Annotated in this window: 24 protein-coding genes; 3 read left to right on the forward strand and 21 right to left on the reverse strand. The window is 63.5% G+C overall.

Annotated elements, in window-relative coordinates:
- The first annotated feature begins 44 nt into the window (after window positions 1-44).
- Both ACMGGG_RS22920 and ACMGGG_RS22925 read left to right on the forward strand, forming a co-directional pair.
- Window positions 45-2,408 (forward strand): penicillin acylase family protein, encoded by a 2,364-nt coding sequence (locus ACMGGG_RS22920; RefSeq protein ID WP_414154485.1) that lies wholly within the window; start codon window positions 45-47, stop codon window positions 2,406-2,408.
- A gap of 165 nt (window positions 2,409-2,573) precedes the next feature.
- Entirely contained in the window at window positions 2,574-3,392 is an 819-nt protein-coding gene (locus tag ACMGGG_RS22925) for an alpha/beta fold hydrolase (RefSeq protein ID WP_063541715.1), read from the forward strand.
- 42 nt (window positions 3,393-3,434) lie between these two features.
- Here ACMGGG_RS22925 and ACMGGG_RS22930 read toward each other — a convergent pair whose 3' ends face one another.
- The 18 genes from ACMGGG_RS22930 to ACMGGG_RS23015 form a co-directional block, all read right to left on the reverse strand.
- Window positions 3,435-4,313, reverse strand: a complete 879-nt coding sequence (locus ACMGGG_RS22930) for a transporter substrate-binding domain-containing protein (RefSeq protein WP_414154486.1) — start codon at window positions 4,311-4,313, stop codon at window positions 3,435-3,437.
- Window positions 4,310-5,083, reverse strand: a complete 774-nt coding sequence (locus tag ACMGGG_RS22935) for an amino acid ABC transporter ATP-binding protein (RefSeq protein WP_063541717.1) — start codon at window positions 5,081-5,083, stop codon at window positions 4,310-4,312. The genes ACMGGG_RS22930 and ACMGGG_RS22935 overlap by 4 nt, the downstream gene beginning before the upstream one ends.
- Complete coding sequence (locus ACMGGG_RS22940) at window positions 5,080-5,739, reverse strand: amino acid ABC transporter permease (protein ID WP_063541719.1); 660 nt, start codon at window positions 5,737-5,739, stop codon at window positions 5,080-5,082. Before ACMGGG_RS22940 ends, ACMGGG_RS22935 begins: the two co-directional genes overlap by 4 nt.
- Window positions 5,720-6,385 carry an amino acid ABC transporter permease gene (locus tag ACMGGG_RS22945; protein WP_414154487.1) on the reverse strand — a complete coding sequence of 222 codons (666 nt, stop codon included), beginning with the start codon at window positions 6,383-6,385 and terminating at the stop codon, window positions 5,720-5,722. Before ACMGGG_RS22945 ends, ACMGGG_RS22940 begins: the two co-directional genes overlap by 20 nt.
- A gap of 442 nt (window positions 6,386-6,827) precedes the next feature.
- Window positions 6,828-7,613 carry a MetQ/NlpA family ABC transporter substrate-binding protein gene (locus ACMGGG_RS22950; protein ID WP_112899459.1) on the reverse strand — a complete coding sequence of 262 codons (786 nt, stop codon included), beginning with the start codon at window positions 7,611-7,613 and terminating at the stop codon, window positions 6,828-6,830.
- A 186-nt stretch (window positions 7,614-7,799) separates the two neighbouring features.
- Window positions 7,800-8,747 carry a sigma 54-interacting transcriptional regulator gene (locus ACMGGG_RS22955; RefSeq protein WP_063541724.1) on the reverse strand — a complete coding sequence of 316 codons (948 nt, stop codon included), beginning with the start codon at window positions 8,745-8,747 and terminating at the stop codon, window positions 7,800-7,802.
- A gap of 60 nt (window positions 8,748-8,807) precedes the next feature.
- Window positions 8,808-9,389, reverse strand: a complete 582-nt coding sequence (locus ACMGGG_RS22960) for an alpha/beta hydrolase (protein ID WP_414154488.1) — start codon at window positions 9,387-9,389, stop codon at window positions 8,808-8,810.
- Window positions 9,390-9,675: 286 nt separating this feature from the next.
- Window positions 9,676-10,077, reverse strand: coding sequence for an ExbD/TolR family protein (locus ACMGGG_RS22965; RefSeq protein WP_054891104.1), 402 nt, complete (start codon window positions 10,075-10,077; stop codon window positions 9,676-9,678).
- A 1-nt stretch (window position 10,078) separates the two neighbouring features.
- A complete protein-coding gene (locus ACMGGG_RS22970; protein WP_054891103.1) occupies window positions 10,079-10,801 on the reverse strand; it encodes a MotA/TolQ/ExbB proton channel family protein in 723 nt (240 codons plus the stop codon).
- 36 nt (window positions 10,802-10,837) lie between these two features.
- The gene (locus tag ACMGGG_RS22975) at window positions 10,838-11,638 is read right to left on the reverse strand and encodes an energy transducer TonB (RefSeq protein ID WP_063541728.1); all 801 of its coding nucleotides are present in this window, start codon (window positions 11,636-11,638) and stop codon (window positions 10,838-10,840) included.
- Between the two features lie 419 nt (window positions 11,639-12,057).
- Complete coding sequence (locus ACMGGG_RS22980; RefSeq protein WP_054891101.1) at window positions 12,058-13,047, reverse strand: sulfate/molybdate ABC transporter ATP-binding protein; 990 nt, start codon at window positions 13,045-13,047, stop codon at window positions 12,058-12,060.
- A gap of 3 nt (window positions 13,048-13,050) precedes the next feature.
- Window positions 13,051-13,923, reverse strand: coding sequence for a sulfate ABC transporter permease subunit CysW (gene cysW / locus ACMGGG_RS22985; RefSeq protein WP_112899462.1), 873 nt, complete (start codon window positions 13,921-13,923; stop codon window positions 13,051-13,053).
- 13 nt (window positions 13,924-13,936) lie between these two features.
- A complete protein-coding gene (cysT, locus tag ACMGGG_RS22990) occupies window positions 13,937-14,755 on the reverse strand; it encodes a sulfate ABC transporter permease subunit CysT (protein WP_054891099.1) in 819 nt (272 codons plus the stop codon).
- 153 nt (window positions 14,756-14,908) lie between these two features.
- Complete coding sequence (locus ACMGGG_RS22995; RefSeq protein WP_414154489.1) at window positions 14,909-15,916, reverse strand: sulfate ABC transporter substrate-binding protein; 1,008 nt, start codon at window positions 15,914-15,916, stop codon at window positions 14,909-14,911.
- A 45-nt stretch (window positions 15,917-15,961) separates the two neighbouring features.
- Complete coding sequence (gene oscA / locus ACMGGG_RS23000; RefSeq protein WP_016489716.1) at window positions 15,962-16,144, reverse strand: sulfur starvation response protein OscA; 183 nt, start codon at window positions 16,142-16,144, stop codon at window positions 15,962-15,964.
- A gap of 230 nt (window positions 16,145-16,374) precedes the next feature.
- Window positions 16,375-19,425 (reverse strand): efflux RND transporter permease subunit, encoded by a 3,051-nt coding sequence (locus ACMGGG_RS23005; RefSeq protein ID WP_414154490.1) that lies wholly within the window; start codon window positions 19,423-19,425, stop codon window positions 16,375-16,377.
- Window positions 19,422-20,489 carry an efflux RND transporter periplasmic adaptor subunit gene (locus ACMGGG_RS23010; protein WP_414154491.1) on the reverse strand — a complete coding sequence of 356 codons (1,068 nt, stop codon included), beginning with the start codon at window positions 20,487-20,489 and terminating at the stop codon, window positions 19,422-19,424. The genes ACMGGG_RS23005 and ACMGGG_RS23010 overlap by 4 nt, the downstream gene beginning before the upstream one ends.
- Window positions 20,486-21,574 carry an efflux RND transporter periplasmic adaptor subunit gene (locus tag ACMGGG_RS23015; protein WP_414154492.1) on the reverse strand — a complete coding sequence of 363 codons (1,089 nt, stop codon included), beginning with the start codon at window positions 21,572-21,574 and terminating at the stop codon, window positions 20,486-20,488. The genes ACMGGG_RS23010 and ACMGGG_RS23015 overlap by 4 nt, the downstream gene beginning before the upstream one ends.
- A gap of 274 nt (window positions 21,575-21,848) precedes the next feature.
- On the opposite strand from ACMGGG_RS23015, the gene ACMGGG_RS23020 reads away from it, so the two are divergent.
- Window positions 21,849-22,304, forward strand: a complete 456-nt coding sequence (locus ACMGGG_RS23020; RefSeq protein WP_414154493.1) for an REP-associated tyrosine transposase — start codon at window positions 21,849-21,851, stop codon at window positions 22,302-22,304.
- A 105-nt stretch (window positions 22,305-22,409) separates the two neighbouring features.
- Here ACMGGG_RS23020 and ACMGGG_RS23025 read toward each other — a convergent pair whose 3' ends face one another.
- From ACMGGG_RS23025 to ACMGGG_RS23035, 3 genes are read right to left on the reverse strand one after another with little or no spacing between them, the layout of a single operon-like run.
- Window positions 22,410-23,303: an ABC transporter permease subunit gene (locus ACMGGG_RS23025; RefSeq protein WP_054894981.1), complete on the reverse strand. Its 894-nt coding sequence runs from the start codon at window positions 23,301-23,303 to the stop codon at window positions 22,410-22,412.
- Window positions 23,300-24,181 carry an ABC transporter permease subunit gene (locus tag ACMGGG_RS23030; RefSeq protein ID WP_172964842.1) on the reverse strand — a complete coding sequence of 294 codons (882 nt, stop codon included), beginning with the start codon at window positions 24,179-24,181 and terminating at the stop codon, window positions 23,300-23,302. The genes ACMGGG_RS23025 and ACMGGG_RS23030 overlap by 4 nt, the downstream gene beginning before the upstream one ends.
- A gap of 35 nt (window positions 24,182-24,216) precedes the next feature.
- Entirely contained in the window at window positions 24,217-25,359 is a 1,143-nt protein-coding gene (locus ACMGGG_RS23035; protein ID WP_054894983.1) for an ABC transporter ATP-binding protein, read from the reverse strand.
- Window positions 25,360-25,398 lie beyond the last annotated feature (39 nt).

Raw genomic sequence — 25,398 nt, forward strand, 5'->3', positions numbered from 1 at the left:
CGCTTTCAGCTCATCGCCGCCTCCCCAATGGCATAAGGAATTCTATGAAGCGCAGCCTGACTCTGCTTGCCGTCGTCGTGGCCATGGCCGCCGCCGGCGCGTACTGGTACGTGCACGGCAAACTGCCGCAGCGCGAAGGCGAAGTGGCTATCACCGGCTTGAGCGCACCGGTCAGCGTGCGCTATGACGAGCGCGGTGTACCGCATCTGCAGGCGCAGAACGAGCCCGACCTGTACCGTGCCCTGGGATACGTGCACGCCCAGGACCGGCTGTTCCAGATGGAACTGGTGCGCCGCCTGGCACGGGGTGAGCTGGCCGAAGTGCTGGGCAGCAAGCTAGTGTCCACCGACACGCTGTTTCGCAGCCTGCGCATCCGCGAGCAGGCGGCGCGGATGGTCGAGCGCCTGGATCACCAGTCACCGTCATGGATTGCATTGCAAGCCTACCTGGACGGCGTGAACAGCTGGCAGGCCAGCCATCCCAAGCCGGTGGAGTTCGACGTCCTCGGCATCCCTGAACGGCCCTTCACTGCCGAAGACACCTTGAGCATCGCCGGCTACCTGGCCTACAGCTTTGCCGCAGCCTTCCGTACCGAACCTGCGCTGACCTACATTCGTGACCAGCTCGGCCCCGAGTATCTGAAGATCTTCGACCTCGACTGGCAGCCTGATGGCGCTCTGCGCCCGGCCCTTGCCGCCAGTGACTGGCGCACCCTCGAAGGCCTGGCCCAGCTCAGCCACCAGGCGCTCGGCGACGCCGGCATCCCGCAGTTCGAAGGCAGCAACGCCTGGGCCGTCGCGGGCAGCCATACCCGCAGTGGTAGCCCCCTGCTGGCGGGCGACCCGCATATCGGCTTCGCAGTACCGGCGGTGTGGTATGAGGCCGAGCTATCGGCCCCGGGCTTCAACCTCTACGGCTATTTCCAGGCGCTGAACCCCTTCGCCCTGCTCGGTCACAATCGTGATTTCGGCTGGAGCCTGACCATGTTCCAGAACGACGACGTCGACCTGATCGCCGAGAAGACCAATCCCGCCGACGCCAACCAGGTCATGGTCGATGGCCAGTGGCGTGCGCTGGAGACGACCGAGCAACAGATCGCAGTCAAGGGCGAAGCGCCGGTGACCATCAACCTGCGCCGCTCACCCCATGGGCCGATCGTCAACGATGTACTCGGCGAAACCGCAGGGCAAACCCCCATTGCCATGTGGTGGGCGTTCCTGGAAACCGAAAACCCTATTCTCGACGCCTTCTACCAGGTCAACCGCGCCGACACCCTGGGCAAGATGCGCGAGGCCGCGGCGAAGATCCAGGCACCGGGGCTGAACCTGGTCTGGGCCAACGCTCGCGGTGACATCGGCTGGTGGGCCTCGGCGCAGTTACCCATTCGTCCGGACGGGGTCAACCCGGCGTTCATTCTCGACGGCAGCACCCACCAGGCCGACAAGCTCGGCTTCTACCCCTTCAGCGCCAATCCCCAGCAGGAGAACCCGCCCAGCGGCTACATTGTCTCGGCCAACTACCAGCCCCCGGCCGCCATCCCGATTCCCGGCTATTACAACCTGCCCGACCGTGGCCGCCAGCTGGATCGTCGACTGGCCGACCCGCAGGTCAAATGGGATGTGCAGAACAGCCAGGCGCTGCAGCTGGACACCAGCACCGACTATGGCCCTCGTACCTTGGCGCCGCTGCTGAATACCCTGCGTGCGATCGCCGAGGGTGACGAGCAGAAGGAGCTGGTCGAACAACTGGCCGCATGGCGCGGCGACTACCCGCTGGATTCGACCAGCGCCACGCTGTTCAACCAGTTCCTCTACGAACTGGCGTTCGCCGCCCTGCATGACGAGCTGGGCGACACCTGGTTCCAGGTGCTGATCAGCACCCGCGCCATCGACGCCGCGCTACCGCGCCTGGCGGCCGATGCCGACTCACCCTGGTGGAACCTGCGCGGCGGCCACGACCGCACCGACCGCACCGCCATCGTCCGTCAGGCCTGGCAACGCAGCCTGGCGCATCTGCGCGAGCTGTACGGCAACGACCCGGCGGACTGGCAATGGGGCAAAGCCCACACCCTCACCCACAACCACCCGCTGGGCCAGCAGAAACCGTTGAACCTGCTGTTCAATGTCGGCCCCTTTGCCGCACCGGGCACCCACGAGGTGCCGAACAACCTGTCGGCGAAGATCGGCACAGCGCCCTGGCCGGTGAACTACGGGCCTTCGACCCGACGCCTGATCGACTTCGCCGATGCCGGGCAAGCGCTGACCATCAACCCTGTAGGCCAGAGTGGCGTACCGTTCGACCGGCACTACTCGGACCAGGCCGAGGATTATGTACAGGGGCGGTATCACAAGGCGCAGATGGGGGTGATTCCGGCGCGCAGCACCTTGCGCTTGGTGCCGCAGGGGTAGTGAGCACTGCACATCGGCGGTGCACGTCTGCGCGAGCGGCGATTCGGCGCGCCGACGTGCCCGCGAGAAGATCACCACAGGCGCAGCCCGAACATGACCGGTTTCACAACGTTTCACACTGCGAACAGGTAACCTGAGCGCCCCTTTTTTCCAAGAGCCTTCCTCATGCAAAAGCACTTCATCGAAATCGACGGCGCCCGCATGAGCTACGTCGACCAGGGCCAGGGCTTCCCGGTGCTGCTGGGCCATAGCTATCTGTGGTCTGCCGCGATGTGGCAACCGCAGATCGATGCGCTGTCGAAACACTTCCGCGTGCTGGTGCCCGAGCTCTGGGGCCATGGCGACTCCGAGGCACCACCAGCCACCACCACCGACATGAGCGCGCTGGCACGCCAGCACCTGGCGTTTCTCGACGCACTGGGCATCGACAAATGCCATCTGGTCGGCCTGTCGGTCGGCGGCATGTGGGGTGCTGAGCTGGCGATCGAGCACCCGGAACGGGTTGACCGCATCGTGCTGATGGATACCTACCTCGGCGCCGAACCTGAAGCAACGCGCCTGAAGTACTTCGGCCTGCTGGATGCTGCCAGCGGCGCAGGGTTCTTCCCTGACCCACTGCTCGACATCGTGGTGCCGATCTTCTTCCATGCCGGCGGCCAGACGGTGCCGGAGGTTCGCGAGCAGTTCCGCGCCGACCTCAAGGCCAGCAGTGCCGAGGCCATTCGCCAGAGCCTCGACCCGATGGGGCGGGTGATTTTCGGACGCCCTGACCTGCTGGGCCGCCTGGGCGAGTTGCCGGCAGAGCGGACCATCGTGGTCTGCGGCGACCAGGACATCCCGCGGCCGCCTGCCGAAAGCAACGAAATGGCACGGATCATCGGCTGCCTGGCAGCGCAGATTCCATTCGCAGGGCATATCTCCAGCCTGGAGAACCCGAAGGTGGTGAATGAGTTCCTGTTGAACTGGTTGCCGCGTAACCGCTGATATCGCCGGGGCTGCAGTGCAGCCCCGCGATTGGGCCCTGACTCACCCCTGCCACTTGCCGCCTTCGACGATCACGCTCTCAGGCTTGGTGTCATCGCTCAGTTCCTTGCGCACGTACTGGTCATACAGCTTGAGCAGGAACTTCTCCTCACCCAGTTTGGCCAGCTCGGCATTGACCCAGTCACGCAGCTCGGTGTTGCCCTTCTTCACCGCCGGGGCGATCGGAGCTTCGTCGCCCAGCAATTCTGGCAACACGCGGTAGCCTGGGTTCTGCTTGGCCCAGCTGAACAGGATCAGATTGTCCTGGGCATAGGCATCGCCACGACCATTGGCCAGGGCCTGCAGCGATTCGCTGTTCTTCTCGAACTTGAGCAGCTTCCAATCCGGGTGGTTCTTGGTCAGCCAGATATCGGCGGTGGTGCCGGTGGTGACGATGATGGTCTTGTCGGCCAGGTCATCGAGGGCTTTCACCGGGCTGCCATCGGCCACGATGGCCTGCACCGCCACGCGCAGGTTGGGGTTGGTGAAATCGACCGCTTCCTTGCGCTCCGGGGTGACGGTCATGTTGGCGAGGATCAGGTCGACCTTGTCGCTCTGCAGGAACGGAATGCGGCTGGCCGGTTCCACGGCCACGAACTCGACCTTGTTCTCGTCGCCGAGCAGGTCCTTGGCGAAGCGACGACCGATATCGGTGTCGAAGCCCACGTAGCGACCGCTCTTGTCGACGAAGCCGAACGGCGGCTTGTCGGTGAAGACGCCGACGATCAGCTTATCGCGGGCCTTGATGGTTTCCAGGTAGCTGGTGGACGGTGCAGACGTCGCCGCAGCCGACTTGCCCGGCTCCGCGGGTTTGTCGCAACCGGCCAGCAAGGCCAGGCCGAACAGCGGCGCCAGCAGTTTGGTGAAGTGGGCAGTTTTCATGACAGTTCCTTGTGTAGTGTCTTCGGCAGGCTTTCGACGAAGGAGAATTTGTCCAGGAACTGCTGCGCGCGTGCGGTCCGCGGTTGGCTGAAGAAGCTCTCGGGGTCGCTCTGTTCAAGGATCCTGCCGGCCTCCATGAACACGATACGGTCGGCCACCGCACGGGCGAAGGCCATTTCGTGGGTGACGATGAGCAGGGTCATGCCGTCCCGGGCCAGGCCCTGGATCACCTGCAGCACCTCCTTGACCATCTCTGGGTCCAGGGCTGCGGTGACCTCGTCGAACAGCATCACCTGCGGGTTCATGCACAGCGAACGAACGATGGCGATGCGCTGCTGCTGGCCACCCGACAACTGCCGGGGGAAGGCGTCCCGCTTGTCCAGCAACCCCACCCGCGCCAGCAACGCCTCGGCCTGCGCCTGGGCTTCGGCGCGCTCGCGCTTCTGCACCTTGAGCGGGCCGAGCAGCAGGTTGTCGATCACGCTCATGTGGCCGAACAGGTGATAGCTCTGGAACACCATGCCCACCCGTTGGCGGACCTGGCGCCAGTCGGTGCCGGAGCCAAGCAGTTCCTGGCCATCGAGGCGCAGGCTACCGCCATGGGCCTCCTCCAGACCGTTCAGGCAACGCAGCAAGGTGCTCTTGCCGCAGCCACTGGGGCCGAGAATCACCACCACTTCACCGGCCTGAACCTGCAGGTCGACATCCTTGAGCACCTGGTGCTCGCCGAAGAACTTGTTGAAACCCTGGAATTCGATCAATGCGCTCATGAGTGGGCCCAGCGGCGTTCCAGCGCGCGCGAGGCGGCGGAAAGCGGGTAGCAGATGAAAAAGAAGAACAGGAACAGCACGCCGTAGATCAGCACCGACTCGTAGGTGCGCTCGATGATCTGCTGGCCGGCCTTGATGACGTCGACGACGCCGATCAGCACGGCAAGCGAGCTGGTCTTGACGATCCGTGTGTAGATATTGATGGTGGGTGGCGTCATGCGCTTGAGCGCCTGCGGCAACAGCACGTGCCCATACAACTGCAGGCCCGAAAGACCGATCGACAGCCCCGCCTCGCGCTGGCCGCGCGGCAGCGAAGCCAGAGCCCCGCGCACCACCTCGCCCACCTCGCTGGCGCCCCACAGCCCCAGCACCAGCACCGCGCACCAGAAGCTGGGGATGCTCAGCGAAAAGAAGATCGGCAACCCGAAGAACACCAGGTACAGCCAGACCAGCACCGGTATTGCACGAAACAGCTCCAGGTAGACCTGCAAGGCGATGTTCACCGCACGCTTGCCCAACGTGGCCAGCACGCCATAGAGCACACCGCCCAGGGTGGCGCAAACGATGCCCAGGGCCGAGATCGCCAGGGTCTGTCCGGCGCCCTTGGCCAGTTGCGGCAAGGACACCAGCAGCAGCTCAATTGCCGAGCTGGCCATGTTGCAGCCTCCTTTCGAGGTGGCGCAGCAGGAGCGACAACGGCAGGAACAGCAGCACGCAGAGCAACGTCAGCACTGCGAGCATTTCGTAGGTCTTGTAGTACAGGGCGATGTAGTTCTTGGTGGTGTAGAGGATTTCCGGCACCGCCACCGCCGAGACCACGGTGGTTTCCTTGAGCAGGAAGATGAAGTTGGCGAACAGCGCCGGCAAGCTGAGGATGCCGGCCTGGGGCAGGATCACGTGGCGCAGCAGCTGGCCCTCGGACAAGCCGATGGAGCGCCCGGACTCCAGCTGCGCCCGTGGCACCGCTTCGACACCCGCCCGCAGCACCTCGGTGAGGTAGGCGCCGCCCATGAAGGTCATGGTGATGATCGCCGCAGCGAAGCCGGATACTTTCAAACCCAGTGTCGGCAGTGCGAAATAGACGAAGAACAACTGGATCAGCAGCGGCGTGTTGCGCGCCAGCTCCACATAGCCTTTGACCAGCCGCCACAGGTAGGGGGTACGAAACACCAGGACGGTGGCATTGAACACGGCGACCAGCAGCGAGGTGGCGATGGCGATCAGCCCGACCTGCAGGGTGACGCCAACGGCCTTGAGGAATGCGGGGAGTGTGCTAAGCATGAAGGCAGTGTCGAAGGTCATGGATAACGCCTCGGCACAGGGTCACGGAGGTACGACATGGGCAAGTTTCCGGGCTCGACGCGAGGTTGGCTCAGCGTCGTGGACGATGAAAAGGTGTGTGCGGGTAAGCACGATGGGTAGACTCTAAAGGCATAAAAATCTTTCTCTAAATACCTTTATTGCATATTGATATCACCTGACGGGCTAACCGGAAATTTCATACATCTGCCACGGATCTTTCCTTCGAAATACCTCTCAAAAGGACTTCAGACTGATCGGCCAACCAGGCCCACACGGACGACAACAATGAACAGCCCAAGCACGCCCGTTTCGAATGAACAGCTTCAGTGGTTGCTGGCCCTGCGCAAGGCGCTTTCCGGGCAGCGTTGAAGGTTTCGGTTTCCAAACGAAAACGCCGACACAGCAGTGTCGGCGTTTTCATGTGAAGCACTAACCGGGCAAATCAGAACGCCGGCAGCACCGCACCTTGGTACTTCTTCTCGATGAAGGCTTTCACTTCAGGGCTGGTCAGGGCCTTGGCCAGCTTCTGGATGGCTTCGCTGTCCTTGTTGTCAGGACGCGCAACCAGGAAGTTCACGTAAGGCGAGTCGCTGCCCTCGATCACCAGCGCATCCTTGGCCGGGTTCAGGCCCGCCTCCAGCGCGTAATTGGTGTTGATCATGTCCAGGTCGACCTGATCCAGCACACGCGGCAGCATGGCCGACTCGAGCTCGCGGAACTTCAGTTTCTTCGGGTTCTCGGCGATGTCTTTCGGCGTCGCCAGGGCGTTCTTCGGATCCTTCAGGGTGATCAGGCCGGCCTTCTGCAGCAGCAGCAGGGCGCGACCACTGTTGCTGCCCTCGTTCGGAATAGCCACGGTGGCGCCTTCCTTGAGCTCCGACAGGCTCTTGACCTTCTTGGAGTAGCCACCGAACGGCTCGACGTGAACGCCGATCACGGTTTCCAGGTGGGTACCCTTGCCTTCGTTGAAGTTCTTCAGGTACGGCAGCGTCTGGAAGTAGTTGGCGTCCAGGCGCTTCTGGTCGACCTGCACGTTCGGCTGCACGTAGTCGGTGAAGACCTTGATCTGCAGGTCAACGCCTTCCTTGGCCAGGGTCGGCTTGATCAGCTCGAGGATTTCGGCGTGTGGCACCGGCGTGGCGGCTACCACCAGTTTTTCGGCGGCGTGAGCCAGGCCGGACAGCGACAGGGCAGCGGCGAGGGCAGTCGTCAGCAGGGTCTTTTTCATGGTGATCCTTGTTATCAAGCTGGGGCCATCGAGGATGGCGAAGTCAGGTGCCGCACCGTCTCGACAGTGGGCGTGGAGCGGACGATACCGGGATTTTTTATGCCCTAACAATATCTTTTGATTCGCTGCTTATTCCAAAAACAAAAAGCCATCACCCACTTTGCTTATGAGCCGTCGGCAACCGCTCTAGCGCGCGGATGTGTTCAGTTCGACCAGGCTTCGCTCCAGCAATTCGCGCAAGGCGGCAAGCGTACCTGGCTCACGGCTGCGCCCCAGTTGCGCGAGTTGGCTGGCCAGACGGGTCAGGGGCGCGCGCTCGGGCAGGTCCAGATGCTGCGGGAGTATTTCATCGCCCTCGGCCACCAGCAGGGCAAAGTGGATGACGTTCTCCAGCTCGCGGGTGTTGCCGGGCCAGGCATGGGCTTCCAGCGCTTGCTGCGCCGCTTCGCTGATCAGCGGCACGCTGCGTTCCAGGCGCACGCTGTAGATGCCGACGAAGTATTCAGCCAGCGGCAGGATGTCCCCGACCCTCTGGCGCAGCGCTGGCAGCTCCAGTTCGCCCTCGCGCAGATAGAGGTACAGCCGCTCGTTGAAGCGCCCGGCACGCACTGCCTGGGCCAGGTCGATGCTGGAGGCGGCCACCAGGCGCACATCCACGGCCTGTGGCTGCTGGGCGCCGACCCGGGTGACCTCGCGGTTTTCCAGTGCCGCCAGCAGCTTGCCCTGGATGGCCAACGGCAGGTCGGCGATCTCGTCCAGGTACAAGGTGCCGCCATTGGCCGAACCGAACCAGCCCGCGCGACTGCTGGCCGTGCCGCCATGGGTACCGGCGCTGTAGCCGAACAGCTCGGCATCGGCGTAGGTGTGGCTGATGCCCGCGCAGTTGACCGAGACGAACAGCCCCGCGCGATCGCTGGCGCGGTGGATCTGCCTGGCCAGCAGCTCCTTGCCGGTGCCGGTCTCACCACGGATCAGCACCGGCAGCGGTTGCGGCGCCAGGCGTTCGAGCGCTTCGCGCAGTTGCTGCGAACGTGCATCGACGAATACCAGCGCCTTGGCACGGATACTCAGCGGGCTCTTGTCCAGCTCGGGGAACGTCAGCAGCGGCTGGCCGAAGGGATTGTTGAAACTCATGGAAAACTCCCGCCCCGGCCGCAGGCGACCGGGGAGTCAGCGAAATCGGTTGAGACCAGGTCAGGCGCGGCGCAGGGAGCGCTGCTCGATCCGGCCTTGCAGGCGATACAGATAAGCGAAGCCCTGTTCCCAGCGCTCGTGACCGGATTTGACGTTGATGTGCCCGGCATTGCTCAACAGCCCCGCTTCCGCACCCCAGGCCTTGGCCAGGTACAGTGCACGCGGCACGCTGACGGCCGGATCGTTGTCCGAGCTGACCACCTGGCTGGGGAACGGCAGCGTGTGCAGCGGGATGGGCGCAAAGTTGCGCAAGGCCGGCGCGCAGGTCGGCCGTTCGACGTCCGCTGGCGCCACCAGCAGCGCCCCTCGCACCCGGCGCAGCAGCGCAGGGCTGGCCTGCCCGGCCCAGTGGGCGACGGTGATGCAGCCCAGGCTGTGGGCGATGAGGATCACCGGCGAGCGTTCGGCGGCAATCGCCTGCTCAAGCGCCTGCACCCAGTCGCGCCGCTGCGGGGTGAGCCAATCTTGCTGCTCGACCCGAGCGCTGTTGGGCAGGCTGCGCTGCCAGTGGCTTTGCCAATGATTGTCTGGCGATCCTTGCCAGCCCGGCACAATCAGGTAACGAATCGACTCATTGCGCATGGGGACGCCTCCTTGGAAGTTTGCGTGCTTGGGAACCAAGTATAGGGAGGCAGTTATATTCGTAAAGGAATAAGAAGCTATTTATTAATAACCATAATCAAGGTAATTGCACGCCCCTTTGCAGGAGCGGGCTTGCCCCGCGATGACGTCCGCCTGGGCAACATCGTCGCCTGCGCGGACGCCATCGCGGGACAAGCCCGCTCCTAGAGGGAGGTGAATAAAAAAAGGGCCATCCCCTGCCAAGAGAAATGGCCCTGAAGCACTTGCCTGAAGAGGGTATTGCCGATCAACGCGCGGTGATCACCGCCAGCTTGCTGATCCCGGCACGTTCGATGGCTGCCATCGCTCGCGCCACTTCGCCGTAGTTGACGCCATCGTCAGCCTGCAGCTGTACACGCACATCCGCGTCCTTTTCCCTGGCCGCCTTGAGGTTGGTTTCCAGCAGGTCCGGCTGGATCTCATCCTTGTTGATGAACAGCTTGCCGCCGCCATCGATGCTCACCACCAGCGGGTCTTTCTGCTCCACCGGCGCGACGGCCTCGGTCTTGGGCAAGTTGATCGGGATGGCGTTGGTCAGCAGCGGCGCGGTGACGATGAACACCACCAGCAGCACCAGCATGACGTCCACCAGCGGTGTGACGTTGATTTCACTGAGGACTTCGTCGCTGTCCTGGGTCGAGAACGCCATGTCAGGAAGCCTCCTTCACCGGCTGGCCGAAACCGGCCTGGGCTTTTTGCAGGGTCGGGTGAACCAGGACGCGGAAGGCACTCTTCTGCGCCAGGCTGTAGAAGTCGTGGGCGAAGTCGTCGAGGTCGGCAGCGGTCAGCTTGAGGCGACGCAGGAAGTAGTTGTAGACCAGCACCGCCGGCACCGCGACGGCGATACCCACGCCCGTGGCGACCAGCGCCGCGCCGATCGGGCCGGCCACGGTTTCCAGGCTGGCGGAACCGGCAGCGCTGATGCCCTTGAGCGCTTCCATGATGCCCCACACGGTACCGAACAGGCCGATGAACGGCGAGGTGCTGCCAATACTGGCGACCACGGCCAGGCCGGTTTCCAGCGAGCGACGCTCACGCACGATCTGCTGGCGCAGGGCGCGCTCGAGGCGGTCCTGATGATTGATCGCATGGCTCAGGTCGGCCGCCTGGCCCGGCTCGCCGACGGCGATGGCGGCATAACCGGCCTGGGCGACGCGGGCCGCAGGGCCTGGCTGCTCGTGGCTGATCTCGGCTGCCGAGTCGAGGCTTGAAGCGGCCCAGAACTGGGCATGGAAGCGCTTGTCCTGGTTCTTCAGCCGCACGAACTGCACGACCTTGACCAGGGCCAACGCCCAGGTGACCACGGAAAAACCAACCAGCAGCCAGATGACGGCGCTTTCAACAGATTCGAGAGGGGATGCCAACAGGCTCATGATGAAGTCTTCCTATGTTCGGTTCGATGGCGCGAGTTAACGAAGCTTGAAATCGATCGGGACGCTGACCCAGCCCACCTGGGCCACGTCACCCTGCTTGGCCGGCACGAAGCTCCAGCGCTTCACCGCAGCGAGCGCGGCAGCATCCAGGGCATCGCGGCCGCTGGTCTTCTGGATCTGGATCTGCCCCGGCTTGCCGCTAGGCAGTACCTCCACCCGCAACAACACGGTGCCTTCCCAGCCACGGCGCTGGGCCAGTTGCGGGTATTCCGGCGCCGGGTTCTTCAGGTACGCGGCGTTGGCTGAAGCGGGCGTGACCGGTGCCGGTGCTGGTGGTGCAGGTGCCGGAGCAGGCGGTGCAGGCGCTGGGGTCGGTGCCGGTGGTGGCGCCTCGACCGGTTTGGGCTGCGGCTTGGGTACGGGCTTTGGCACCGGTTTTGGTTTAGGTACCGGCTTCGGTGCAGGCTTGGCGGCCAGCTCATCGACCACCGGCGGTGGTGGCGGTGGCGGCTCGACCACAGGCACAGGGGGTGGCGGCTCGACGACCGGCGGCGCCGGGGCGGCGAACTCGATGGTCATCGGCGGAATCTCTGGCGGAATCACCGGCAGCTCGGGGGTTGGTCGCTGACTGACCCAGTAGGCCGCAGCGCCATGCAGGACCAGCACCAGCAACCCCAGCGCCAGCTTGTCACGACGCTTGAGACCACTGACCGGCGTGCGCTGCAGGCGCAGCTGCGCCAGCGGCAGGCGAAGCGTGCGTCCAAGCTCGACCAGGTCGCCCGGGGCCGGGCGCCATGGCTGGTCGTAGGCCCTCGCGGCCGTCTGGACATTACCCATTGAATCGACTCCTGGAAACGTGATGCAGGTCTTCGGACCTTGGCCGGTCCTCGTGGCTGAATCATCCATTCCAGAGGCTTATCTCTGAAAGTAATGTTTAAAATTAAAGCTATGCCTTTATCGAATATAAGATTTTAAGGGTTCCCGCAAAGCCGCGTGGCACAAGGGCTGTAACGATGATCGGGAAAAATCATGCACGTGCGGCATGCAAAATATTCGTGGAAGGTATCGAAATCCGGCGAGGGCTGCGCGGCCCTTCGCTGGCAAGTCCGCTCCTACAGGCACAGCGCTGTCCTTGAAGCCGAGGGGGAGCCTGTGGGAGCGGATTTACTCGCGAAGGGCTGCGCAGGAGCCCCGACCTTCGCCCAGGCAATAAAAAACCCGGACTGCAAACCCGGGTTTTTCATGCACTCGGCAGCTTAGATATCCGCCACCTTCTGCCAGACCTTCGGCCGGAAGAACAGGGTCTCGCCGCGCGCAAGCCCGGTCAGGCTGTCGTGGTCCTTGACCACTTCAGCCTCGATCAGCTCGCTCTGCCCCTCGACCTTCAGCGTCACTCGGGTGGTCGCGCCCAGCGGGCGAATGTCGCGGACTTCGGCAGCGTGGTGGCCCTCGGTCTCATGGCGCGACAGCGACACCTCGTGAGGACGGAACAGCACATGGTTGCCCTCGCTCAAGGCCAGGCGGTTGGAATCGCCGAGGAAGTGGTAGACGAAGTCGTTGGCCGGTTTCTCGTACACCTCGCCCGGCGAGCCGATCTGTTCGATCACGCCCTTGTTCATCACCACGATGCGGTCGGCCACTTCCATGGCCTCTTCCTGATCGTGGGTGACGAACACCGAGGTCAGGTTGATATCCTCGTGCAACCGCGCCAGCCAGCGGCGCAGCTCCTTGCGCACCTTGGCATCGAGGGCGCCGAACGGCTCGTCGAGCAGCAGCACCTTCGGCTCCACCGCCAGGGCACGGGCCAAGGCGATACGTTGGCGCTGGCCCCCCGACAACTGCTCGGGATAGCGGTCGGCGAGCCAGTCGAGCTGGACCATGTTCAGCAACTCATGGACCTTCTCGGCGATCTTGCTCTCGCTCGGACGTTCGCCCTTGGGTTTCATGCGCAAGCCGAAGGCGACGTTGTCGAACACGCTCATGTGGCGGAACAGCGCATAGTGCTGGAACACGAACCCGACGTTGCGATCGCGCACATCGTGGCCCGAGACGTCCTCGCCGTGGAACACGATGCTGCCGTCATCCGGCGTCTCCAGGCCGGCGATGATGCGCAGCAGGGTGGTCTTGCCGCAGCCGGAGGGGCCGAGCAGCGCGACCAGCTCACCGCTGTGGATATCCAGGTTGATGTTGTTCAGGGCCTGGAAACTGTTGAAGCGCTTGCTGACGTTACGAACTTCGATCGACATGACTTATTCCTCCGCTGCGCTGTGGCGCAGGCGGTTAATACGGTTCTCGCTCCACTGCTTGAGCAGCAGGATGAAGAGCGCCAGGATCAGCAACAGGCTGGCCACGCTGAAGGCCGCGACATGGTTGTACTCGTTGTAGAGGATCTCCACGTGCAGCGGCAAGGTGTTGGTGACGCCGCGGATATGGCCGGAGACCACCGACACCGCACCGAACTCGCCCATGGCCCGCGCGGTACACAGCACCACGCCGTAGATCAGGCCCCATTTGATGTTCGGCAGAGTGACATGCCAGAACATCTGCCAGCCGTTGGCGCCCAGCAGGCGCGCGGCCTCTTCCTCTTGCGTGCCCTGCTCCTGCATCAGCGGGATCAGTTCACGGGCGACGAAGGGCACGGTGACGAAAATGGTCGCCAGCACGATACCCGGCAGGGCGAAGACGATCTGGATATCGTGGTCCTGCAGCCAGGGGCCGAGCAGGCCCTGGGCGCCGAACATCAGCACGTAGACCAGGCCAGCGATCACCGGCGAGACCGAGAACGGCAGGTCGATCAGGGTGACCAGCACGCTCTTGCCGCGGAAGCTGTACTTGCTCACGCACCAAGCGGCGCTGACCCCGAACACAAGGTTCAGCGGCACCGAGATGACCACCGCGAGCAGCGTCAACTTGAGCGCCGAAAGCGCGTCAGGCTCGAAGATCGCCTCGAAGAAGGTGCCGAAGCCATTCTTCAGCGCCTGGGACACCACGATCACCAGCGGCAGCAGCAGGAACAGCGCGAACACCAGCCAGCCAAGGCCGATCAGTACACGGCGCGAGGTGGCGCTGCCACGGCGGGCGGCATTGGCGGCGGAGCTTGCAGTTATGGATGACGAAGACATGACCGGGCCTCCTTCAAGGGGTTTCGATGCGCCGCTGAAGCAAGTTGATCAGCAGCAGCAGGATGAAGGAAACCACCAGCATCAGCACGCCGATGGCCGTGGCGCCGGTGTAGTCGTACTGGTCGAGCTTGACCATGATCAGCAGCGGCAGGATCTCGGTCTTCATCGGCATGTTGCCGGCGATGAAGATCACCGAACCGTACTCGCCAACACCCCGGGCAAATGCCAGGGCGAAGCCGGTCAGCCAGGCCGGCAGCAGTGCCGGCGCCAGCACATGGCGGAACACCTGCAACGGCTTGGCGCCCAGGCAGGCAGCGGCCTCCTCGACCTCACGCGGGATGTCCGCCAGCACCGGCTGCACCGTACGCACCACGAACGGCAGCGTGACGAAGGTCAGGGCCAGGGTGATGCCCAGCGGGGTGTAGGCGATCTTGAAGCCCAGGTCAGTGGCGAACTGGCCGACCCAGCCCGCAGGTGCGTACAGGGCAGTCAGGGCGATACCGGCGACGGCGGTGGGCAGGGCGAACGGCAGGTCGATCATCGCTTCGATGATCTTGCGCCCGGGGAAGGTGTAGCGCACCAGCACCCAGGCCAGCAGGGTGCCGATCACGCCATTGATGATGGCGGCGAACAGGGCGGTACCGAAACTCAGCTTGAGCGCCGCGATGACCCGCGGTGCACTGATGATGTTCCAGAACTGCTCCCAGGTAAGCTGCGAGGCATGAATGAACATGGCCGCCAGCGGTATCAGCACGATCAGGCTGAGGTACACCAAGGTGTAGCCCAGCGTCAGCCCGAAGCCGGGTATGACGGGGGAGATGCGACGTGACATAAATATCCCTGGTTGAACGCACTTGGCCCGGAAGAATCCCGGGCCGGTGCAAACTTTTGAATCCTGGGGCTGCTGCGCAGCCCATTCGCGGCACAAGGCCGCTCCGGCAAGGGTCGCGTTCCCCTGCAGGAGCGGCCCCGCTGTCCTCGGGCCCTACTGCGCCTGGTAGATCTGGTCGAACACACCGCCGTCGTTGAAGAACTTCGGCTGAGCAGTTTTCCAGCCACCGAAGTCCTTGTCGATAGTCACCAGGTCAAGTTTCGGGAACTGCTTGGCGAATTCGGCGGCGACTTTCTCGTCACGCGGACGGTAGAAGTTTTCCGCAGCGATCTTCTGCCCAGCAGGGCTGTACAGGTGTTTCAGGTATTCGGTGGCGATCGCGGTGTTGCCCTTCTTCTCGGCGTTCTTGTCGACCACCGCCACTGGCGGTTCGGCGAGGATCGACAGCGACGGCACGACGATCTCGAACTTGTCGCTGCCACCGTCTTCCTTCAGTGCCAGGAAGGCTTCGTTTTCCCAGGCCAGCAGGACATCGCCCTGGCCGTTGTTGACGAAGGTGATGGTCGAGCCGCGGGCGCCGGTATCCAGCACCGGTACGTGCTTGAACAGCTCCTGCACGTACTCTTTGGCCTTGGCTTCGCTACCACCGGATTTCAGGCCATAGGCCCAGGCGGCGAGGAAGTTCCAGCGCGCGCCGCCGGAGGTTTTCGGGTTCGGAGTGATGACCGAGACGTCTTTCTTGATCAGGTCACCCCAGTCCTTGATGCCTTTCGGGTTGCCCTTGCGCACCAGGAACACGATGGTCGAGGTGTAGGGGGTGCTGGCATCCGGCAGACGGGTCTGCCAGTTCTCCGGCAGGGTCTTGCCGAGCTTGGCGACTTCGTCGATGTCGCCAGCCAGGGCCAGGGTCACCACGTCGGCGCGCAGGCCGTCGATTACCGCGCGGGCCTGCTTGCCCGAGCCGCCGTGCGATTGCTGGATCTTCACCTTGTCGTCCGGATGCGTCTGCTGCCAGTGCTTGATGAATTCGGCGTTGTACTGCTGGTACAGCTCACGGGTCGGGTCATAGGACACGTTGAGCAGTTCGTAATCCTTGGCGATGGCAGAACCGGCAAAAACGGCACTGGCCAGAGCGGCGAGCGCATAACGGCGGATGGACATGGTGAAGCTCCCGATTGGCATTTTTTCTAGTTGGATGTGTCGGAGTCAGCCGGACTTGTTGCCGGGCTGCTGCAGGCGGAATTTCTCCTTGCGCTCGATCTGCACGACCTGAGCGTTGTGCACGGTGATCTCCACTGCACCGAAGCGCAGGTCGCGCAGCGCGCTCTGGATTTCACGCAGAATGGTGGCTTCGTCCTGACCGTCGATGCTACGCAGAGATGCACTCATGCTCGTTCTCCATTGAGTAAGGGTGCCGGGCAGAGGAAGGGGATTGCGCCTGGCTTGAGGGCAATCTTAGTGACGGCGGGATATTCTTAAAAATACTGTTTAAGAATGTTTATATAACTGAATTACTGAACAGCCCAGTAGGTGGCTGTGGGAGCGGGCTTGCCCGCGAATGCCGTGGTGCAGCCACTGTTGCATTCGCGGGCAAGCCCGCTCCTACAGGGGGCGAGGCTTCAATTCTGCGCCTGCGGCTCTCGGATCTTGTACCAGGCCACGTAGAGCGCCGGCAGGAACAGCAAGGTCAGCAGCGTTGCGCTGATGATCCCGCCGATCATGGCGTAGGCCATCGGGCCCCAGAACACCTCGCGGGCGATGGGGATCATCCCCAGGCTGGCCGCGGCGGCCGTGAGCAGGATCGGCCGGCGCCGATGGTTGGTCGCCTCGACCACCGCGTCCCAAGGTGAGTAGCCCTGGGCCTCGAATTCGTCGATCTGGGTCACCAGGATCACCGAGTTGCGGATGATGATGCCGATCAGCGCAAGAATCCCGAGGATCGCAACGAAGCCCATCGGCGTTCCCGTCGGCACCAGCGCCAGGACCACGCCGATCAGCCCCAGCGGCGCCACGCTGACCACCAGGAACAGCTTCTGCACACTGTGCAACTGGATCATCAGGAAGGTCGCCATCAGGAACAGCATCAGCGGAATCACCTGAGCGATCGGCCCCTGCGCCTTGCCGCTCTCCTCCACGGTGCCGCCGGTGGCTACTTCGTAACCGGCCGGCAGCGAAGCGGCGAACTCTTCGATCTTCGGCTTGAGCTGGGCCACCAGATCGGTGGGCTGGATCTCGCCGTTGACCGACGCCTTTATGGTGATCGTCGGCTTGCGGTCACGCCGCCAAACCAATGGCTGTTCGAGCTCGTAGCGCACCGTGGCGAACGACAGCAAGGGGATCGAGGTGCCGCTGGGGCTGACGATCTGCAGGTTCTGCAGGGTATCGGGCGAGCCGCGCTCACTGTCCTTGGCGCGCGCGACCACGTCCACCAGGTAGATCTGGTCGTTGACCTGGGTCACCGGTGCACCGGTGACGATGCTGTTCATCACGTTGGCGACGTCTTCGGACGACAGGCCCAGTTGGCGCGCCTTATCCTGGGCGATCTCGACCCGCAGGACTTTGCCGGGCTCGTTCCAGTCGTACATCATCTCGCCAATGTTGGGGTTCTGGTCGAGCAGGGTCGCAAGGTCGATGGCGTGCTTGCGCACCTGGTCGATATCCTTGCCGCTGACCCGGTACTGGATCGGACGCCCCACTGGAGGGCCCATCTCCAGCGATTGCACATTGGTGCCGATGCCGACGAAATCATTGCGCAGCCGCTCCTGCAGCTTGGGAATCAACGTGTTGCGCTGCTCCAGCCCCTTGCTGACGATGACCAGTTGCGCGTAGTACGGGTTCTGCAACTGCTGGTCGAGCGGCAGGTAGAAACGCACCGCGCCCTGGCCGATATAGGTACTCCAGTGGTCGATGTCCGGATCGTCCTTGAGGGTGGCCTCCAGGCGATCGACCGCACGACGGGTTTCCTGGATCGACGCGTTCTGCGGCAGGTTCAGTTCCAGCAGGATCTCCGGGCGATCCGAAGACGGGAAGAACTGGTTCTGCACGAACCGCATGCTAAACACCGCCAGGGCGAACAGCACCACGGTGCCAACGATGGTCAGCCAGCGGTTGCGCATGCACCACAGCAAGCCGCTTTCGAAGGCGCGGCCGATGCGGCCGGGTTCCTCATCATGGGGTTTGACCTTGCTGCTGAGGATATGCACGCCCAGCACCGGCGCGAAGAACACCGCCACCACCCACGACACCAGCAGCGCCACCGCGATCACCGCGAACAGGGTGAAGGTGTATTCGCCCGCAGAGCTGGCGTTCAGGCCGATGGGCACGAAGCCGGCAACGGTGACCAAAGTGCCGGTGAGCATCGGGAATGCCGTCGAGGTATAGGCATAGGTCGCCGCGTCGTTCTTGCTCTCGCCCATCTCCAGGCGCGTGACCATCATCTCTACGGTGATCATTGCATCGTCGACCAGCAGGCCCAGGGCGATGATCAATGCACCCAGCGAGATGCGCTGCATGGTGATGCCGCTGTACTCCATGAACACGAAAACCATCGCCAGCACCAGCGGGATCGAACAGGCCACCACCAGGCCTGCGCGTATGCCCAGGCTGATGAAACTGACCACCAGCACGATGATCACCGCCTCGAACAGCGCACTGGTGAAGCCGCCCACGGCGTCCTCGACTACCACGGCCTGGTTCGACACGGTATGCACGCCCACACCCACCGGCAGCTCAGCGGTGATGCTGTCCATCTTGTCGCGCAGTGCCTTGCCGAACGCCTGGATGTTGCCACCCTTCTTCATGCCGATCGCCAGGCCGATGGCCGACTGGCCGTTGTAGCGGAACATGGGGGCGGGCGGATCCTGGAAACCGCGCTCGATATCGGCGATGTCGGCCAGGCGGAAGAAGCGGTCGTTGATTCTCAGGTTGACCACCTGCAGGTCCTTCTCCGAGGCGAACTGGCCGGTGGTGCGCACCGAGATGCGCTCTGGTCCGGCTTCGATCACCCCGGCCGGAGTCACCGCATTCTGCGATTGCAGCGCCTGCATCACCTGGCGCTGGTCGATGCCCAGCGCCGCCAGCTTGCGGGTGGAGAAGTTCAGGTACAGCACTTCATCCTGCACGCCGATGGTTTCGACCTTGCCGATATTCGGCACCTCGCGCACTTCGGCGCGCACCTGCTCGACGTAATCGCGCAACTGGCGCAGGTCCAGGCCATCGGTGGTGAAGGCGTAGATCGAGCCGAACACATCACCGAACTCGTCGTTGAAACCCGGCCCTTGCAGGCCCTGGGGGAATTCACCGCGGATGTCCTGGATCTTCTTGCGCACCTGGTACCAGATCTGCGGGATATCCTCGGCCTGGGTGGTATCGCGCAGGTAGACGAAAACCGTCGACTCGCCGGGCCGAGTGTAGCTCTTGACGTAGTCGAGCGAGTCCAGCTCCTCGAGCTTCTTCTCGATCCGGTCGGTCACCTGGTAAAGGGTTTCGTCCTGGGTCGCACCGGGCCAGCGGGTCTGGATCACCATGGTCTTGATGGTGAAGGACGGGTCTTCTTCCCGGCCCAGGTTCATGTAGGAGAACACGCCCATCAGCAAGGCGACGAACATCAGGTACCACACGAAGGACTGGTGCTTCAGGGCCCAGTCCGACAGGTTGAAGCTTCCTTTCATCGTGCGTCCTCGTCGAATTTGACCTGCTGGCCCGGCTTCAAGCTGTTCACACCCGCCGTCACCACCCGTTCGCCCGGCTGCACACCGGCGCCCAGCACAACGCGCCGTTCGCTGCGCTCCACGAGTGTGACCTCACGGGTGGACACGGTCTTGTGCTGCGGATCGACCACCCAGACCTGGGTCTTGCCGTCTCGCTCCAGCAGGGCGGTGGCCGGCAGCTCGGTGCGCGGCGCGATCGCCGAGCTGAGCGTGACGCTGATAGCGGTGCCGAGGTGGAACGCCTGCGGCGTACTGGCCAGGCTTAGCCGCGCACGTCGGGTGCGGGTAGTGGCATCGGCCTGCGGCTCAAGCTCGCGCAGCGTGGCGGTGGTGGTGATGGCCGGCTCCAGTTGCGATGCCACGGTGAACACCAGCGACGGGGTCAACTGCTCGGCGACTGAGATCGGCAGGTCAATCACCGCCTCCTTGACGTCCGGGCGCGCCAGCGTGACCACTTCCTGGCCGGCACTGACCGTCTGCCCGGCTTCGGCGCGCCAGGCCGTGACCACGGCGCCATGGTCGGCCTTGAGCGTGCTGTAGCCGAGCTGGTCGCGTGCCTGGCTGACCGCCGAACGGGCCTGCTCGAGCGAGGCGCCGGTGGTCTTCAGGTCGGTCTGGGCGATGTCCAGCTGGGCCTGGGCGCCGACGCCGCGGTCATACAGCTGCTGCTGGCGGCGGGCATTGGCCTGGGCGTTGATCCATTGCGCCTGGACGCGCGCCAGGTCGCCTTCGGCGGCACGCAGCTGGTTCTGCTGGTCGGTGGGATCGAGAGTGGCCAGGGTGTCGCCCGGTTTTACCTGCGCACCCACGTCCACCCAGCGCCGCGCAATGCGCCCGGACACTCGGAAGCCCAGGGTGCTTTCGAAGCGTGCCTGGATGGTGCCCGCAAAACGACCGAGCTGCGACTGCATCTGTGGCTCGACCAGAGTCGAGAGCACCGGCCGTACGGGCTCGGGCGCCGGCTCATCGCCCTTGCAACCGGGCAGCAGGGTGGCTGCGGCAAGCAACACCAGCAAGGGTTTCATGGCTCACCTCCGGGGCTCTTGGCGTCGACTTTCTGCACCTGCATACCCGGATGCAGCAACTGGCCGCCACTGACCACCACGGTTTCGCCGCTTTTCACGCCGTCGCTGATGACGATGCGCCCGGTGAGATAACGCGCCACCTGGACCTTGCGCAGTTCGACCTTGTCGCCCTCGCCCACCACCCACACCGCCGGCTCATGCAGCGCCTTGGTCAGCGCCGACCAGGGCAATTCGACGCTTGGGCGCCCCTGGGCATGAGCCGTGGCGGTTACCGGCGAGCCCAACTGCATGGCAGCCGGCACGTTACGCAGCGCCACCTTGACCTGCACCGTACCGCTCTCGGCAGACACCGTCGGGGTGATCTCGCGCACCCGTCCTTCGGCCTGCACCTTGGGGTTATCCACAAGCCGGACGATCACCCCCTCGTCGCTGGGTGGCGACACCAGCAGCGACTCATAGACGTTGAAGACGGCATCACGATCGCCGTCGGTGGCCAGGCTGAAGATCGGCATGGTCGCCTGCACTACCTGGCCAACCTCGGCCTGGCGCGCGGTGATCACCCCATCCGCCTCGGACACCAGGTCGGTGTAGCTCAATTGCTCGCGGGCATTGGCCAGTTGTGCCTGGGCCGCCTTGAGCGCGCTCTGGCTGCTGCGCAGGGCAGCTTCAGCCGAGTCGTATTCACTCTGGCTGGTGTAGCCCTTGGGCAACAGTTTCTGCTGACGCACGAAGGCGGCGCGGGTCTGGGTGACCCTCGCCTGCTCGGCGAATACCTCGGCCTTGGCTGAGTCGACATTGTTCTGCAGGTCTTTCGGGTCCAGGCGCGCCAGCACCTGGTTGGCCTTGACGTGGTCGCCCACGTCGACGCTACGGGCGATGATCTTGCCGCCCACGCGAAACGAAAGGTCGGTCTGAACGCGCGCCTGCACATCACCGGTGAGGGTGACGTTGGCGGCGAAATCGGTAGGTTCGACCCGTGCCACGCCGACGCGTGGCAGTTCAGGGCTGGACGCCTGTTCCTTGCAGCCTGACAGCACTGACAACAACCCCAGGCAAACGACCAACAGCGCACGCGTAAACGTCATGCAGGCTCCTTGCTTGCGCGCAAATGATTCGTGGGATGCGACTGTCAGCGTAGTCCAGGGTTCAATAAACGGCACTGGGGGGTTCGGCTTTGGATCGGCGGGGAAGCTTTCGCGGGCAAGCCCGCTCCTACAGGGGGGTGGGCCTGTGGAAGCGGCGGTTCGGCGCTCCGACTTGCCCGCGAAAAGGCCAGCGCAAAATCCGGAAACCATGATTGGCACCCAGCCCGGAACAGCAGCGCTAACCTCCAGAAGCCAATTTCATGGAGGAAATTCGATGCCCCTGGCCCATTCCCACCGCCTGCGCCGCGGCCGCTGCTCAGAGCCTGGCAGGTGTTACCTGCTGACTGCCGTCACCCACGAACGACAACCACTGTTCCACGATCTGCGCAGCGCCCGGTTGGTGGTGAAACAGCTACGCCAGTCCGATCAGGAAAACGCCAGCCGCACGCTGGCCTGGGTGCTGATGCCGGACCATCTGCACTGGTTGATCGAATTGAGGGGGGTGACGCTTGGGAGTTTGATGCGCAGGTTCAAGTCGCGCAGCGCCATCACCCTGCGCAAGGCCGGAGTGCGGCATGTGCCGATCTGGCAGCCGGGGTATCACGACGCGGCTTTGCGCAAGGAGGAGGATGTACTGCAGGCAGCCAGATACATCATCGCTAATCCGCTGAGAGCAGGGCTGGTCAGCAGTGTGCGTGAATATTCGCATTGGGATGCGGTCTGGCTTTGAGTCGGTGGTGAAGCCTTCGCGGGCAAGCCCGCTCCCACAAGAGCAACACAAGTCTGAAGAGTTGTGGCGATCCTGTGGGAGCGGGCTTGCCCGCGAAAGGGCCGGTCAGGCCGACGCAGCAACCTGTGCCGGACGCCGTACCTGCGGTTGGCCGACGTTCGCTGCAGCACCTTCCTCGATGGCTTGCTGGATCGCCCGGCGGCGGCGTTCTTCGGCGCGACGGCTGAAGTACCAGACCAGGAAGGTCACCAACGACACCGACAGCAGGATCAGGCTGGCCACGGCGTTGATCTCGGGCTTCACACCCAGACGCACGGCCGAGAACACTTCCATCGGCAAGGTGGTCGAGCCCGGGCCGGACACGAAGCTGGCCAGCACCAGGTCATCCAGCGACAGGGCGAACGACATCATGCCGCCTGCTGCCAGAGAAGGCGCGATCATCGGGATGGTGATCAGGAAGAACACCTTCCACGGCTTGGCACCCAGGTCCATCGCCGCTTCCTCGATCGACAGGTCCAGCTCACGCAGGCGAGCCGACACCACCACCGCCACATACGCGGCACAGAAGGTGGTGTGGGCGATCCAGATGGTGACGACGCCACGCTCCTGCGGCCAGCCAATCATCTGCGCCATGGCCACGAACAGCAGCAACAGGGACAGACCGGTGATCACCTCGGGCATGACCAGCGGCGCGGTGACCAGGCCACCGAACAGCGTGCGGCCCTTGAAGCGAGTGACCCGGGTCAGCACGAAGGCCGCCAGGGTGCCCAGCGCCACCGCAGCCACCGCCGTGTAGCAGGCGATCTCCAGCGAGCGCATCACCGAACCCATCAACTGGGTGTTGTCGAGCAGACCGACGTACCACTTCACCGACCAGCCGCCCCACACCGTCACCAGCTTCGAGGCGTTGAACGAGTAGATCACCAGGATCAGCATCGGCAGGTAGATGAACAGCAAGCCGAGCACCAGCATCAGCTTGGAGAAACTGAAGCGCTTCATGCCCGACCCTCCATCTCTTTGGCCTGGCTGCGGTTGAACAGCAGGATCGGCACGATCAGGATCGCCAGCATCACCACTGCCAGCGCGGATGCCACCGGCCAGTCACGGTTGTTGAAGAATTCCTGCCACAGCACTTTACCGATCATCAGGGTTTCCGGACCGCCGAGCAGTTCAGGGATCACGAACTCGCCCACCACCGGGATGAACACCAGCATGCAACCGGCGATGATGCCGTTCTTCGACAGCGGCACGGTGATCTTCCAGAAGCTGTTGAAGGTGCTCGAGCCCAGGTCGCTCGCCGCTTCCAGCAGGCTCTGGTCATGCTTCACCAGGTTCGCGTACAGCGGCAGGATCATGAATGGCAGGTACGAATAGACCACGCCGATATACACCGCCAGGTTGGTGTTGAGGATCTGCAGCGGCTGATCGATCAGCCCGGTCCACAGCAGGAAGCTGTTGAGCAACCCGTTGTTGCTGAGGATGCCCATCCAGGCATAGACGCGGATCAGGATCGCGGTCCAGGTCGGCATCATGATCAGCAGCAGCAAGACCGTCTGCATCTCCTTCTCGGCCTTGGAGATGGCATAGGCCATCGGGTAGCCGATCAGCAGGCACAGCAAAGTGCTGAAGAAGGCGACCTTGAGCGAGCCAAGGTAGGCCGAGATGTACAGGTCATCCTCGGTGAGCAGGCCATAGTTGGCCAGGTTCAGCACCAGCTGGATCTTGTCCTCGACGTAGGTGTAGATCTCCGTGTACGGCGGGATCGCCACGTCGGCTTCGGCGAAGCTGATCTTCAGCACGATGAAGAACGGCAGCATGAAGAACAGGAACAGCCAGATGAACGGCACGCCGATCACCAGATGGCGTCCCTCGGGGATGATGCGCTGGAGGGCTCGTTTGAGCTTTCGCGGTTTCATGAGCGCAGTACCACGCCGCTGTCGTCTTCCCACCACACGTAGACTTCATCGCCCCAGGTCGGGCGGGCGCCCTGGCGTTCGGCGTTGGCGACGAACGACTGGACGATCTTGCCGCTCGGCAGCTCGACGTAAAACACCGAGTGACCGCCCAGGTAGGCGATGTCGTGGACCTTGCCGCGCGACCAGTTGTGCTCGAAATCGGGCTGCGTCGTCGTCACCAGCAGCTTCTCTGGGCGCAGCGCATAAGTGATGTGCTTGTCTTCGACCGAGGTGGTGACACCGTGGCCGACGTAGATCTTGCGCTCGAGCTCCGGCGAGGCGATCAGCGCGTGGCCTTCGGCGTCGTCGATCACTTCACCTTCGAACAGGTTGACGTTGCCGATGAACTCGCACACCAGGCGACTGGTTGGCGTCTCGTAGATATCCACAGGCGAGCCGATCTGGGCGATCCAGCCCAGGTGCATGATGGCGATGCGCTGGGCCATGGTCATGGCCTCTTCCTGGTCGTGGGTCACCATCACGCAGGTCACACCGACCCGCTCGATGATCTCGACCAGCTCCAGCTGCATCTGCGAACGCAGCTTCTTGTCCAGCGCCCCCATCGGCTCGTCGAGCAGCAGCAGTTTCGGACGCTTGGCCAGCGAGCGGGCCAAGGCCACGCGCTGACGCTGGCCGCCGGAGAGCTGGTGCGGCTTGCGCTTGGCGTACTGGGTCATGTGCACCAGCTTGAGCATCTCGGCCACGCGGGCTTCGATGTCGGCCTTGGGCATCTTGTCCTGCTGCAGGCCGAAGGCGATGTTCTGCGCCACGGTCATGTGCGGGAACAGCGCATAGGACTGGAACATCATGTTGATCGGCCGCTCGTAGGGCGGCATGTCGGTGATGTCGACACCGTCGAGGAAGATCCGACCTTCGGTCGGGCGCTCGAAGCCTGCAAGCATCCGCAGCAAGGTGGACTTGCCGGAACCGGAGCCGCCCAGCAGGGCGAAGATCTCGCCTTTGCGGATTTCCAGGGACACATCGTCCACGGCGATGGTTTCGTCGAACTTCTTCGTGACCCGGTCGATCTTGACCAGCACCTGCTTGGGCTGCTGGTCACCCTCGAGGGCTTTCTTATAGGCACCGGAGGCAACTGCCATGAGTGAAACTCCCAACAAGATTTTTGTGCCCGAACGGCC

It is taken from the genome of Pseudomonas sp. BNK-44-b (assembly GCF_047456245.1).
In the GTDB taxonomy this organism is placed as follows: domain Bacteria; phylum Pseudomonadota; class Gammaproteobacteria; order Pseudomonadales; family Pseudomonadaceae; genus Aquipseudomonas; species Aquipseudomonas machongensis.